Origin of the sequence: Mucilaginibacter lappiensis (assembly GCF_900155965.1) — a bacterium.
Classification (GTDB): domain Bacteria; phylum Bacteroidota; class Bacteroidia; order Sphingobacteriales; family Sphingobacteriaceae; genus Mucilaginibacter; species Mucilaginibacter lappiensis.
Window position 1 is genome coordinate 131,890 of the sequence record NZ_FTMG01000004.1, and the last position, 13,644, is coordinate 145,533.

Consider the following 13,644-nt stretch of genomic DNA (forward strand, 5'->3'; position numbering starts at 1 on the left):
GTCCATGTACTAACGAAATTCATCCATGTTACAGCGAAGCGCTTGTATGCAACTTTGTATTGTCAATAACGACAAACTAAAAAGACAAAACAATGGCACGTTTAAAAGCAATAAATCCTGACGAAGCAACAGGTAAAACAAAAGAATTATTTAGTGCAATACAAAGTAAATTAGGCGTAGTACCTAACATGATGCGTACAATGGGTAGCTCACCAGCGTTACTGCAAGGTTACCTTGATTTGAACAATACCTTATCCCATGGCTTATTAGGTGCAAAAAACAGCGAGTTTTTAGCGCTTTCAATAGCAGAGACGAACGCTTGTGATTATTGTTTATCGGCACATTCTTATATCAGCGAAAAATTGGTTCATATTGATACCAACAGCATTGTCAATGCCCGTCATGCAAATTCAACCGATGCAAAAACCGACGCGGTTCTAAAATTTGCTAATGTATTAATCGCTAAAAACGGCCTGGTAAATGATAATGATGTTGAAGTTGTAAAAGCAGCTGGATTGTCAGATGGTGAAATTGGTGAAGTAGTTGGCCATGTTGCCTTAAATATATTAACTAACTATTTTAATAATACCGCCGATACTGAAATTGATTTCCCGGTTGCAAAACCACTACAGGAAATTGAAGCTTAATGATCATATTCAGCTAACAGTAAAAGTCAACAGCAAATGCTTTGGCTTTTGCTGCATTGTTTAACTTTACTAAAACTAATGTTATGAATTATCCAAAAATGGCTTTTACCGATGCTGTAAAAGATTTTCAGGAGCGTTATGGTAGCCGTGCCAGTTATGGTCGGATGGAAGAACATCGTTACACTGATGGATTAACAGAAAGCGAAGAAGAATTTATCGCCCGTCAGGATAATTTTTATATGTCGACCATAAGTGAAAGTGGTTATCCTTACATTCAGTTTCGTGGTGGGCCAAAAGGTTTTTTGAAAGTGGTTGATTCGGAAACACTTGGCTTTATTGATTTTGGCGGTAACAAGCAATATATTTCAACAGGCAATTTAGTAACTAATAACAAAGCGGCGTTATTCCTTCTTGATCAGGCTGCCAGGACACGGTTAAAAATATTTGCCGAAGCCACCATACCCCCAATTGAAGGTAATTCAGAGCTGTATGACAAGCTTAATCTTGAGGATTATAAATTTAAAGCCGAAAGAATAATATTGTTTAAAGTGAAAGCGTACGATTGGAACTGCCCTCAACATATAACGCCAAGATATACCCTGGAAGAGATTCAGGACGAATTTATGGCTCAGCACGAGTATATCAATAAGTTAAGAAAAGAAAACGCCGATTTGAAAGCACAATTAGCTAGTACTACCAATAACAAATGAGCAATACGCAAAATACATTTACACTGATTGATGAACCAAAAGGGAACCTCGCCTTCAAATTATTTTGGTTTGATGACAATAGTCACTTTGATCATTTGCAGCGTCATAATTATTTCTCACTTATTTGGATCAAAGAAGGATCTGGCATATTAAAATCAGATTTTTCTGAATACAGCTTTGAAGCCGGACGGATGCTTGCCTTTTCGCTCTATCAGCCTTTCATGTTATTGGCGCAGCAGCCTATCAAGGGTGTAGCCATTCAGTTTCACCCCGATTTTTTTTGTATCCTGAAACATCATAAAGAAGTATCATGCAGCGGTATTTTATTTGATAATATATACAGGCCACCATATGTAATGGTTGACACGATAAATGAATCACTCTTAAATTTACTGTTGGAACAAATGAAAGCCGAGATGCTGAATAAAGCGCTCGCACAGTATGAAATACTCATCTCTTACCTTAAAATTTTCCTGATAACCACCTCCCGCTTAAAAACAGAGCAGCAGGATATTTTGTATGAGCTTGATAAAGACGCCAAGGAACCTTATATATTGCAGGATCTTAAGGATGCAATCGAAGCTCATTTTAAAACCAAACATAGCGCCAGTGATTATGCCGACCTGTTAAATATATCGGCTAAATCGTTGGCCCGCATTACTAAAACACATTTTAATAAAACTATCAGCAACCTGATTGCCGAACGCATTATTATTGAGGCCAAACGTGAACTGTACTTAACCAATAAACCTATTAAGGAAATAGCTTACGCATTAGGTTATGAGGATGAGTATTATTTCAGCAGGTTTTTTAAAACAAATGCCGATGTGTCGCCGCAATTATACCGGGATACTGTTGGTTATGGTCGGGCAAGCGCTTAAATTAAAACTTATCCTGTTATATTTGGTATTCATATTAAATACCTGTAATCATCATGCCTGAATTACCCGATCTGCAAGCCTTTAGTTACAACCTGGACAAAAAATTAGCTGGAAAAACAGTTAAGCAAGCGGCTGTTATTAACGCTAAAAAACTTAACGTAAGCCATCAGGAACTGCAAGATACGCTGGAGGGCCAAAAGCTGGATAAAGTGTATCGGGAAGGCAAAGAGCTTTATCTTAAATTTTCAAAAGGCGATGTTCTCGGTCTGCATCTGATGTTGCATGGTAAACTATTTTTATTTGAAGGTAAAAACGAGCATAAATATCCCATTATTGAGTTGCATTTTACAGATGGTAATGGTTTGGTATTAACAGATTTCCAGGGGATAGCCAATCCTACTTTAAATCCGGAGGAGAAAGAGTCGCCCGATGCTTTATCTCAAGATGCTGGTGTTGATTATTTAACCCAGCGTTTGCAAAAAACAAAAACCAATATTAAAACGGTTTTGCTTGATCAAAAGATCATTCGGGGTATTGGCAATGCTTATGCCGATGAAATCTTGTGGCATGCGGGTATATCCCCGTTCTCCATAAGTAACAAACTACCTGGCGATAAGATAAAAGATCTGGTTAAATCCATCCACATCGTACTTACAGAAGCTGAAAAAGCTATTCTTAAATCAAACCCCGATATCATCAACGGCGAGATCAGGGATTTTATGTATATCCATAATTCAAAAAAGACACATAGCCCTAAAGGCGAGGAAATCAAAGTGAAAGAAGGTACGCGTAAAACTTATTATACGGAAGAACAGGAATTGTATACTTAATTAGTATACCTGGTTTGTCATTCTGAGTGTGGCGAAGAATATCTTCATGTACATGTATAACGCATAATAGATTCTTCGCTACGCTCAGAATGACAAAGTTATTTAATAATCTTATTTCAATTTTTTCACCAGTACATTAAAATCAGCCCCGACAACGGGTATTTTTTTCCATTCGGTATCTGAGTTCTTTTTATAATAAGTGCCACCATTGAGCAGTCCGCATGAAAAACCAAGAGACTTATTGGGAATGGTATTTAAAAATTCAACAGAAATAAGGATATCGCCCTTAACGTCAACTTTATAAGGTGAAAGGTCAACACTGATCAACTGGTTGTTCATTAAAGGGCCACTGGGATCTTTTTCTCTTATTATTGATCCCTTTATTTCTTGTTTAACCAGATTATCACCTTGCGGCAATTTATCACCCATAGCGTATACATTCACCTTAAACGGAATAGTATCCTTGCCCAGATTGTCGACATGAAAACTCAATTTTAATAACTCAACTGGTCTATGACCAGCATTCATTCGGATCCCTACCTGTGCGCCCTGTACTACGCCAAAACTATTATTGGTTGTTCCTGATCGGGATTTATGGCCTATCGTTTTTGTCTTATCCTGCGCCAGGCCACTGAACGCGGTAAAACAAATAAGACAGGTAAACAGTAATCTAAAAGTTTTTGATAGAGGCAGGCAGTAGTAATTGATCATAAGAAAGTTTATAAATGATGTTTAATAAAAGGAAGACGAAGTCTGCTCCAAATTGGTTGCACGCTGATTGCCTTTTATTTTCTGATCATTTTATAATGCCAGATACCGGCTTCTTCAAACTCCGGACCTGTTTTTTCAAAACTAAACCGTTCGTAAAGGGATACAGCCTGCGTTTGAGCATGCATGTAAACATATTCCGCATCAGCAGGCAGATCATCCAAAACAGTTTTTACCAGGGCCTGCCCTATGCCATGACCGCGGAATTTTTTTAGTACGGCAAAGCGTTCCAGTTTATAGCCCTTATCTGTTTTTCGCCAGCGACAGGCTCCAGCTGGTTCTCCATTAATAGTTGCCAAAAAATGGGTTGATTCATCTTCAAACTCCCATTCTAATTCAGGCGGGCAGTTTTGTTCAACTACAAACACTTCGCGCCTTACGGCAAAAACTTTATCAAGCTCGGTTTGCTCAGTTACTTTTCTTACTTCTAAGTTTGAGTTTGTGGGCATTATAATGTGGTTGGGTTTTAAGTATAGTTAGTTTAGCGTTGTGGTTCTCTTCGGCGGCATCAATGGAGTGCGTGCAGGTGAGATCATCCTCCCGTTCGGCCAGTTCTGACAATTGTACGTAAAATTTATGCAGTTGGTCAAGTTCTTTTTCATTCATATCCTCAATATCCACCATCCGGTTACTGGCACCTTGGTGCGAAGCCAGTAATTCATTCAGTTTTAAATGTATGGCTTTTGAATCCTTGTTTTGTGATTTCTGGATCAGGAAAACCATCAGGAAAGTAACGATAGTAGTCCCTGTATTGATAATGAGTTGCCAGGTATCAGAATAATGAAATATAGGTCCGGTAATGCCCCATACAACAATAACAGCAATAGCCGTTAAAAAGGCCCCGGAGCTGCCTGTGGCAATGGTTGCCCAGTTAGCAAAACGCTCAAATAAATTCTTCTTTTTTTTAGCGGTCTTTGCCATACATTATAATTTAATTTATTAGGTTGGGAAACGCTTATAACAACAAAGCGCCATTACAACAAATGTAATAGCGCTTTGTTAGTTTATGATGAATATTATAATTTGCTATTTACATCAACACAATTAAGGTCTTCAAAAGCAATGGCTAACCTTTTTACAAAGGTTTCTTCACCTTTACGTAACCATACGCGTGGATCGTAGTATTTTTTGTTTGGAGAATCTTCACCCTCCGGGTTACCTATTTGGTGTTGCAGGTAGGCCTCTTTTGATTTGTAGTAATCTTTGATGCCTTCCCAGTAAGCCCATTGCATATCGGTATCAATGTTCATTTTGATAGCACCGTATGAAATAGCTTCGCGGATTTCTTCCTGACTTGAACCAGAACCACCGTGGAATACAAAATTGATTGGTTTTTCGGCAGCTAAACCAAATGTCTTTTTCACATACTCCTGAGAGTTATGTAAAATAACCGGTTGTAATTTTACATTACCTGGCTTGTAAACACCGTGTACATTACCAAAAGCAGCAGCTACCGTAAAGCGTGGACTTACTTTTGATAAATGCTCATATGAATAAGCAACATCTTCTGGTTGAGTATATAAACGTGAGCTGTCAACATCAGAGTTGTCAACGCCGTCTTCTTCACCTCCAGTTACACCCAATTCAATTTCCAGTGTCATACCCAATTTAGCCATACGGGCCAGGTATTTTGCCGAGATTTCAATATTTTCTTCAATAGGCTCTTCAGAAAGATCGAGCATGTGTGACGAGAATAGAGGTTTACCTGTTTCGGCAAAGAATTTTTCACCATGATCAAGCAAACCATCAATCCATGGTAAAAACTTCATGGCAGCGTGGTCGGTATGTAAAATCACGGCCACACCATAATGCTCGGCCAATAAGTGCACATGCTTTGCAGCCGATACCGCACCTAATATGCAGGCCTGAAGTTTTGAATTATCTAATGACTTACCAGCATAAAATTGTGCGCCGCCATTTGATAGTTGAATAATTACAGGAGAGTTTACCTGTTTTGCTGTTTCCATAACCGCGTTAATGGTATTGGTACCGATAACGTTTACGGCAGGTAAAGCAAACTGATGCTTTTTAGCAACTTCAAATAGTTCCTGCACCTGATCGCCGTGCAGAACACCTTTATAATTTTTTAAATTCATGAGCTTTTATTTGGGCCTCGAAGTTATAAAATTTCTTGGTTTTAGTATAAGTATCTGATTATTTGTTACGATTTAACCGTTTAGCTACTCACTTACTGTAATTTATACACTTTGCTGGATAAAAATATTTTAACAAATAAAACTGAACATGGATTACTTACTACTTGTTATAATATTTTTCGTTTCTTTGTAGTCAATTGAAAGAGCTCGACATAGATATGGCATGGTTTAAACGAGAGTTGAAAGGGATAATTACGACTACAGAGGAAAAGAAAGAAGCCCCCGATGGGATCTGGAATAAATGCCCTAATTGTAAGAAACCCCTACATTATTCTGAGCAGGTTGAAAATCAATATGTTTGCCACTATTGTGGCTATCACCTGCGTATAGGTTCAAAAGAATATTTTGCAGTATTATTTGATAATAATGAATTTACAGAGCTATTTCCTGACCTCACATCGGGCGATCCTCTGCATTTTGAGGATACTAAAAAATATACCGACCGATTGACCGAAACTCAATTCAAAACCGGCTTAAAGGATGCTATACGCGCCGGAGTAGGTAAAATTGACGGACAAGACCTGGTTATTGCCTGTATGGATTTTAATTTCATCGGTGGTTCTATGGGATCAGTAGTTGGTGAAAAAATAGCTCGTTCTATCGATTATTGTATCGCTAACAAAGTTCCATTCCTGATGATATCTAAATCGGGTGGTGCAAGGATGATGGAAGCAGCCTTCTCGCTAATGCAGATGGCTAAAACATCAGCTAAATTGGCTTTATTGTCGCAGGCTAAAATTCCTTACATCTCTTTACTGACGGATCCTACTACAGGTGGTGTAACTGCATCATATGCTATGCTGGGCGATATTAATATTGCTGAACCAGGCGCGCTGATAGGTTTTGCAGGCCCAAGGGTTATTAAAGAAACCATCAAAAAGGATTTGCCAAAGGGTTTCCAAACCGCGGAATTTGTTCAGGAACATGGTTTTCTTGACTTTATCGTCGATCGCCGGGAAATGAAAGAAAAGCTGGCTTCATTTATTAAAATGATGGCTAATTAAAAATATCGTTTAATTAAATCCTAAGAAAAGGCTATCCATTTTGGATAGCCTTTTCTGTTTATAATGAAATCAATAGGTTATTTGGTTGTCGCGCCAGCATTTGCACCCCCACCTTCCACATGTTGGTCGGGAAGGTCGGCGAAACTGCCATCAATATGAAATACCTTGAAATCACCTCTGTGAGGGCCATATTTTTCAATGTATCTTTCATTTTGAACGGTGCCTGAATAAGTATTCAGGTAGGTTGATCCTACTCCTTTGTTATTGCCCGGATTCGTGCCAGGTCTTAAATAGCTGTTCATCGTCTTATCCTCCTATGCTATAAATAATCAAAGTATTGATTAGATACCCTCAGTACCCGGCTCGTGGCCTATCATACGGCCGGTGGTACGGCCTTGTGGACGGCTTTCGAAGTCGGTTTTAGCGGGACCTTCGGATGGGAACTCCTTTTTGTTTGGTGGTGTTACGTCGTTTTTTTCGCTGTATGAAGTATCAGCGCCACGCATGGGCTGATCAACTTCCGGTTGGCTATAATAGCCTGAGCCTTCTTTTTTTATTTGACCTTCTTCAGGTAGCTCATTATCATTGTCTTCTTCCGGAACTTCATCGGGGCGATCATATTCCTCATCCTCATTATTTAGGTCTTTTTGATTAAACGTGGGTTTCAGATCATTAGTATAAGCATCCTCATCCTCTTTCAGCTCATCGTCATCCAATTCGTTGCTATTAAAGACATCTTCGTTTTGGCGTGAGAAAGAGTTGCTGGTATGGTCGGAATTGTTACGATTATTATCCCGGGCATCCCAGGCTTCTTCTTTATTAGTTATCATAGGTTTTTCAATTTAGTGGTTAATTGATAAACCAATCGGGAAGTGATATTGTTTTTTATATTATCAAAATAGGATAATTTGTTTCTATAAAAGAAATTTTAAATAGGGAATTTTCTAGCCTCTCTAAAACTTTTTAAACCTTTAATTTTAACACTTTTCGATACGAAAACAGGCCAAAAACGGGTCAAAAATCATTCAAAACCATCGATTTTAACACTTTTTAACAAATTTCAACACGGTTTTAAGTGATTTTTAAAGCTTTAAAAAGTATTAATTTATTTATTGTCAAACAACTACGTGCCAAGCGGTCGGTTTTGGGCCTGGTTTTGTCCTTAACTGAACAGCCCGGTTACCTTGAAAAGGCAATCGGGCTGCGAGTTACATAAATATACTAAAATTATAGGAAATCTTAGTAATGAAATTGGGAAATTACGCGTTCACGGGGCAAAGTTCACGAACTTTAGCAACAACGTAATCAACTTCTTCTTTAGTGCTGTATTTGGAGAACGAGAACCTTACGGATGGTTTTGATGAGCTAGCTCCAATAGCTGTAAGCACATGCGAGCCAATATCGGTACCGGAACTGCAGGCGCTGCCACCTGATGCCGAAATACCGGCAATATCCAGGTTAAACAATAGCATATCCCCCATTTCCATTTCCGGGAATGCTACGTTTAATACTGTATACAAACTTTTCTCCGGATCGGTTTCGCCATTAAAGCTAACACCCGGTATCTGGTCTGTTAGTTTACCCATCATATAAGTTTTCAGGTCCTGTATATGTTTACGGTGCTGCTCCATTTCGGCATAAGCCAGTTCAAGCGCTTTGGCCATGCCCACTATACCATAAATATTTTCGGTGCCGCCACGCATGTTACGTTCCTGGGCGCCGCCATAAATAAATGGTTTTATTTTAATGCGGTGATTCACGTGCAAAAAGCCCACACCTTTTGGCCCATGCAGCTTGTGGCCTGCGCAAACCAGGAAGTGTGCCTTCAGCTTGCTCAAGTCGTGTTGATAATGACCCATGGTTTGTACCGTATCACAATGATAAATGGCGTTATATGCTTCGCAAAGGTCGCCGATGCGGATCATATCAGACAGGGTGCCAATTTCGTTATTGGCATGCATGATCGATACAAAACTGCGCTCATTGTTTTTCAATAAAGTTTCCAGGTGATCATAATCAACATTGCCCTTGCTGTCTACATTAACAAAGCTTAGTTTGATAACACCCGATTTTTCCATCGCTTCCAATGTATGTAACACCGCGTGGTGCTCAATAGGACTGGTAATGGCGTGGGTAATGTTATGGTCAACAATACCGCAGCGAATAGCTGTATTATCGGCTTCGGTACCGCTTGAGGTAAAAAATATCTCGGCAGGTGAAGTGTGCAATAAACCGGCTATGGTTTTACGTGCCCGTTCAATCAGTGTGCGTGCTTCGCGACCGTGAGCATGGATAGACGAAGGATTGCCATAATGGTTCTCCATCACTTTGTACATTTCTTTTAAAACTTCCGGATCAAGCGGTGTGGTGGCCGCGTTATCAAAGTAAACACGCATCTCTCTACAATTATTGATTTATTGAATTAGTGAATTAGTGATTTTGGAATGGATTCAGGCAGTATCCGAACCTACTACTCACCACTCCCAGTTCACCACTCACTTTAATATTTCTTTTATGTCGGCAATTATTTTGTTTGCCAGGCCGTTTGCTACCGTTTCCGAATTACCTTCAGAGTATATCCTGATGATGGGTTCGGTGTTTGACCGGCGCAAATGTACCCATTCTTTGTCAAATTCTATCTTCAGGCCGTCAATGGTGCTGTGCGGCTGTTTGCTGTATTTCTGCTCTACTTTAGTTAAAAGGGCATCTATATCCATTTCAGGTGTCAGGGTTATTTTGTTTTTGGAAATAAAATAACCGGGATATGACATACGCAGTTGAGAAATAGATTTGCCGTACTTAGCCAAATGGGTTAAAAACAACGCGATACCCACTAAAGCGTCGCGACCGTAATGTAATTCGGGATATATTACCCCACCATTACCTTCGCCACCTATAACGGCGTTTACTTCTTTCATTTTATTAACCACATTCACCTCGCCTACTGCAGCCGCGTGGTATTCACCGCCTTCTTTTTCGGTCACATCGCGCAAGGCACGGGTTGATGACAGGTTTGATACCGTATTGCCTTTATTGTTTTGCAGCACATAATCAGCCACGGCCACCAGCGTATATTCTTCGCCAAACATGTTACCATCTTCGCAAACAAAACAAAGGCGGTCAACATCCGGGTCAACGGCTATGCCTAAATGGGCTCTTTTGGCAGTTACTTCTTTTGATAAAGCTACCAGGTTTTCTGGTAATGGTTCCGGATTATGCGGGAAGTTACCATCTGGCTCGCAGTATAGTTCATGAACAGTATTCACACCCAGGGCTTTAAGTAAAGCTGGTACATAAATGCCACCTGTTGAGTTTACACAGTCGATCACTACACTAAAATCGGCCTTTTTAATAGCTGCTACATCAACCAGCGGTAAGGCCAATATCAGGTCGATGTGTTTTTGCATCCAGCTATCGTCTTGAGTAACTTTACCCAGGTCGTTCACATCAGCATAATCAAAATCGCTGTTCTCGGCTATTTCCAGTACTTCTTTACCATCGGCATCGCTTATAAACTCGCCTTTAGCATTTAATAATTTAAGCGCGTTCCATTGTTTAGGGTTATGGCTTGCAGTAAGAATAATGCCTCCCGCTGCCTGCTCGCCGGTAACGGCAACTTCTACAGTAGGTGTTGTGGACAGGCCCAGGTCAATCACGTCGATACCTAAACCTTGTAAGGTACCGATAACCAGGTTATTGACCATGGTACCCGATAAACGCGCATCGCGACCGACAATGATTTTTTTGATACCTGACTTTTTTACAGCCCATGCACCATAAGCCGAAGTGAATTTAACAATATCCAATGGTGTTAAACCGTCGCCAACAGCACCTCCTATGGTGCCGCGGATCCCTGAAATAGATTTTATGAGTGTCAAAATTATTTGGTTTTGAATGGCAAAAGTAAAAATATTTAAATGATAAGCGGCGTATAAACGAGTACAATTTGTAGGTAGATCGTGATTTATAAGTCACTTTTTTCACGCAAACGTTTGTGATAGCCTGCTTTTAAAATGCAATTGTAAATGCAACAAAGCTACATTATGTACTTTGATTGTAAATTATCCGTTTATTTAGCGGTATTAGCCGTACCGCATCAATGTTGTTTTAAAGTAATTGATAACTTTGCTGCCTAATTGCGGCTTCATATCAATGCGGCTTTTATCCATAACATACAAACGGCAATGCCTGAACATCTATTACAACTCGACCGGCATTTATTCTATTTTATTAACCACGATCTGTCGAACCCGTTTTTTGACTGGATCATGCCTTTGCTGCGCAATCCTAAATTCTGGATTCCGTTGTATCTGTTCATCATAGGTTTTTGTATATACCGTTATAAAAAAACGGGTGCTATCATCATCGTATTGCTGGCTATCACCGCGGGCTTTGCCGATTTTACCAGCGCCAGTATCATCAAATATAATGTAAAAAGATTGCGCCCCTGCCGCGACCCTATTGTTTCGCAAACAGACATCAGTCGTGTACCCTGTGGAACAGGTTATAGCTTCCCCTCTACCCATGCTACCGATCATTTTGCCATGGCTATTTTTCTGAGCCTTGTATTTTTCAGAAAATGGCGCTGGATATGGCTTTGGGCCATACTCTGGGCCGGTGTTATCAGTTTTGCCCAGGTATATGTAGGGGTGCATTTCCCGGTGGATGTTACCTGCGGCGCCATTTATGGTGCATTGGTGGGTGGTTTATTCGCCTTACTGTTTAAAAAATTACAACCTGCTTTTTAATGTCTGTCTGGAAAATTTGTTTGCTATTCTTTTGTGCCTTCTTTGGCGGCACCTCTGTGTTTTTCTTTAAGGGTGATAATCATAAAACTCTTAAGCTGGTATTATCATTCAGCGGCGCTTACCTGTTTGGTATTACCGTGCTGCATTTAATACCGGATGCCTATCATGGTAATGATAACTGGGTTGGTGTTTTTATACTGGCGGGCTTTTTGTTCCAGATCATCCTGGAGCAGTTCTCTGATGGTATTGAACATGGTCATATGCACAAACCCAAGCATGACCTGGCTATTTTCCCGGTGGGAATAATGATTAGTCTTTGTCTGCATGCGTTTTTGGAGGGGATGCCGCTGGCACAAGGCAACCAAAATCAGTTGGTTTATGGTATTGCACTGCACCACATACCAGCCGCTTTTGCATTGGCTACGGTTTTGTTAACCAATAAGCAGAGTAAACAGAATACAATCTTATTCGTGGCCTTGTTCGCCGTGATGGCGCCCGCGGGTTATTTCTTCAGTACCGCGCTCAGCAATGGAAATATAGGTAACTTACAACATTATTTTAACCGTATTATGGGGGTGGTTATTGGTATATTTTTACATATCTCCACCACCATCCTGTTTGAATCGAGCAGCGACCATCGCTTTAATCTGCGCAAAATGATCGCGGTGTTGTTGGGTGTTGCTATAGCCTTGGCGGGTTTTGTGGGAGAGCTGTAGATGTGCGGATTTTAGATGTGCAGATATGCAAATGAAAACTCTATGTAAATCTGTGAAAACAAACTCATTTGCACATCTGAAATCCGCACATTTGCACATCATTAATTAATACTTTCCAACATTTTAATGTATAGATCAATACCTTCCCTGATCTCGTCTACAAAAACAAACTCATCGGCAGTATGTGAACGGGCCGAATCACCAGGGCCTACTTTAATGGATGGGATATCCAGCAGCGACTGATCTGATGTAGTTGGTGAACCATAAGTGGTACGGCCTAAAGCGATACCGGCCTGCACAATGGGATGTTCTCTGGGTATAGATGATGGTTTTAAGCGGATAGAGCGCGGATTAACATCACAGATAACATGCTGGCGGATGATCTCCAATACTTCCTCATTGCGGTAAGCATCGGTCACCCTTACATCAACCGTAAATGTACAGCTGGCGGGTACCACGTTATGCTGCGAGCCCGCGTTGATGATAGTAACCGTCATTTTTATCGGCCCAAATACTTCTGATTCTTTTGGGAATGTGAAACTGCGGAACCACTCGATATCCGTTAACGCCTTATAAATGGCATTGTCGCCCTCTTCACGGGCGGCATGCCCCGCGCGACCATGGGCCACGCAATCCAGCACCATTAAGCCACGCTCGGCTATAGCCAGCTGCATCAAAGTAGGCTCGCCTACTATGCCGAAATCCAGTTTGCCTAATTCGGGTATGATCAATTCTAGCCCATTTACACCAGAGATCTCCTCTTCGGCAGTAGTAGCCAGGCAAAAGTTGTATTTTAAATTTTCTTTATCATGAAAATAAAGAAACACTGCTATCAGCGATACCAGGCAACCACCGGCATCATTACTGCCCAGGCCAAAGAGCTTGCCATCTTCAATTTTAGCGTCGTATGGGTCGCGGGTATATCCCGAATTAGGTTTTACGGTATCGTGATGTGAGTTGAGCAAAATAGTAGGCTTGGCGGCATCAAAATGCTTATTCCAAGCCCATATGTTATTCATTTTACGATGCGTTTGCACACCGCGGTGCTGTAAAAACTCATTGATCAGATCGGCTGTGCGATCTTCCTCTTTACTAAACGATTGTATGGATATCAATTGCTGCAGTAAAGATACTGCCTGTTGAAATAGATTATTGTTATTGGCCATATATGTAGGCATATCCTA

Annotated in this window: 16 protein-coding genes; 7 read left to right on the plus strand and 9 right to left on the minus strand. The window is 40.5% G+C overall.

Features of this window, described 5'->3' with window-relative positions; genetic code table 11:
- Positions 1-92 precede the first annotated feature (92 nt).
- From BW976_RS10125 to BW976_RS10140, 4 genes are all read left to right on the plus strand, one after another.
- On the plus strand, positions 93-647 hold the full coding sequence (locus tag BW976_RS10125; protein WP_076373045.1) for a carboxymuconolactone decarboxylase family protein: 555 nt from the start codon (positions 93-95) through the stop codon (positions 645-647).
- Between the two features lie 83 nt (positions 648-730).
- On the plus strand, positions 731-1,357 hold the full coding sequence (locus tag BW976_RS10130) for a pyridoxamine 5'-phosphate oxidase family protein (protein ID WP_076373047.1): 627 nt from the start codon (positions 731-733) through the stop codon (positions 1,355-1,357).
- Positions 1,354-2,238 carry a helix-turn-helix domain-containing protein gene (locus BW976_RS10135; protein ID WP_076373049.1) on the plus strand — a complete coding sequence of 295 codons (885 nt, stop codon included), beginning with the start codon at positions 1,354-1,356 and terminating at the stop codon, positions 2,236-2,238. The genes BW976_RS10130 and BW976_RS10135 overlap by 4 nt, the downstream gene beginning before the upstream one ends.
- A gap of 53 nt (positions 2,239-2,291) precedes the next feature.
- Positions 2,292-3,068, plus strand: coding sequence for a DNA-formamidopyrimidine glycosylase family protein (locus BW976_RS10140; RefSeq protein ID WP_076373051.1), 777 nt, complete (start codon positions 2,292-2,294; stop codon positions 3,066-3,068).
- A gap of 111 nt (positions 3,069-3,179) precedes the next feature.
- Here the strand turns inward: BW976_RS10140 and BW976_RS10145 are convergent, their stop codons facing one another.
- From BW976_RS10145 to fbaA, 4 genes are all read right to left on the minus strand, one after another.
- The gene (locus tag BW976_RS10145; RefSeq protein WP_076373053.1) at positions 3,180-3,779 is read right to left on the minus strand and encodes a hypothetical protein; all 600 of its coding nucleotides are present in this window, start codon (positions 3,777-3,779) and stop codon (positions 3,180-3,182) included.
- 74 nt (positions 3,780-3,853) lie between these two features.
- Entirely contained in the window at positions 3,854-4,285 is a 432-nt protein-coding gene (locus BW976_RS10150) for a GNAT family N-acetyltransferase (RefSeq protein WP_076373055.1), read from the minus strand.
- Positions 4,245-4,757 carry a low affinity iron permease family protein gene (locus BW976_RS10155; protein ID WP_076373057.1) on the minus strand — a complete coding sequence of 171 codons (513 nt, stop codon included), beginning with the start codon at positions 4,755-4,757 and terminating at the stop codon, positions 4,245-4,247. The genes BW976_RS10150 and BW976_RS10155 overlap by 41 nt, the downstream gene beginning before the upstream one ends.
- A 95-nt stretch (positions 4,758-4,852) precedes the next feature.
- Positions 4,853-5,932, minus strand: coding sequence for a class II fructose-bisphosphate aldolase (fbaA, locus tag BW976_RS10160; RefSeq protein ID WP_076373059.1), 1,080 nt, complete (start codon positions 5,930-5,932; stop codon positions 4,853-4,855).
- A 218-nt stretch (positions 5,933-6,150) separates the two neighbouring features.
- Between fbaA and accD the strand changes: the two genes are divergently transcribed.
- Positions 6,151-6,996, plus strand: coding sequence for an acetyl-CoA carboxylase, carboxyltransferase subunit beta (accD, locus tag BW976_RS10165; protein ID WP_076373061.1), 846 nt, complete (start codon positions 6,151-6,153; stop codon positions 6,994-6,996).
- A gap of 77 nt (positions 6,997-7,073) precedes the next feature.
- On the opposite strand, the gene BW976_RS10170 is transcribed toward accD, so the two are convergent.
- The 4 genes from BW976_RS10170 to glmM all read right to left on the minus strand — a co-directional run bounded on the left by BW976_RS10170 (position 7,074) and on the right by glmM (position 10,874).
- Complete coding sequence (locus tag BW976_RS10170) at positions 7,074-7,298, minus strand: hypothetical protein (protein WP_076373063.1); 225 nt, start codon at positions 7,296-7,298, stop codon at positions 7,074-7,076.
- A 39-nt stretch (positions 7,299-7,337) separates the two neighbouring features.
- The gene (locus tag BW976_RS10175) at positions 7,338-7,826 is read right to left on the minus strand and encodes a hypothetical protein (RefSeq protein WP_076373065.1); all 489 of its coding nucleotides are present in this window, start codon (positions 7,824-7,826) and stop codon (positions 7,338-7,340) included.
- Between the two features lie 429 nt (positions 7,827-8,255).
- Positions 8,256-9,392: a cysteine desulfurase family protein gene (locus BW976_RS10180; RefSeq protein ID WP_076373067.1), complete on the minus strand. Its 1,137-nt coding sequence runs from the start codon at positions 9,390-9,392 to the stop codon at positions 8,256-8,258.
- A 99-nt stretch (positions 9,393-9,491) separates the two neighbouring features.
- The gene (gene glmM, locus BW976_RS10185) at positions 9,492-10,874 is read right to left on the minus strand and encodes a phosphoglucosamine mutase (protein ID WP_076373069.1); all 1,383 of its coding nucleotides are present in this window, start codon (positions 10,872-10,874) and stop codon (positions 9,492-9,494) included.
- A gap of 306 nt (positions 10,875-11,180) precedes the next feature.
- Between glmM and BW976_RS10190 the strand changes: the two genes are divergently transcribed.
- Positions 11,181-11,744, plus strand: a complete 564-nt coding sequence (locus BW976_RS10190; RefSeq protein ID WP_076373071.1) for a phosphatase PAP2 family protein — start codon at positions 11,181-11,183, stop codon at positions 11,742-11,744.
- On the plus strand, positions 11,744-12,460 hold the full coding sequence (locus BW976_RS10195; RefSeq protein ID WP_076373073.1) for a ZIP family metal transporter: 717 nt from the start codon (positions 11,744-11,746) through the stop codon (positions 12,458-12,460). The genes BW976_RS10190 and BW976_RS10195 overlap by 1 nt, the downstream gene beginning before the upstream one ends.
- 101 nt (positions 12,461-12,561) lie before the next feature.
- On the opposite strand, the gene BW976_RS10200 is transcribed toward BW976_RS10195, so the two are convergent.
- Positions 12,562-13,638 (minus strand): M20 family metallo-hydrolase, encoded by a 1,077-nt coding sequence (locus BW976_RS10200; protein ID WP_394333014.1) that lies wholly within the window; start codon positions 13,636-13,638, stop codon positions 12,562-12,564.
- Between the last annotated feature and the right edge of the window lie 6 nt (positions 13,639-13,644).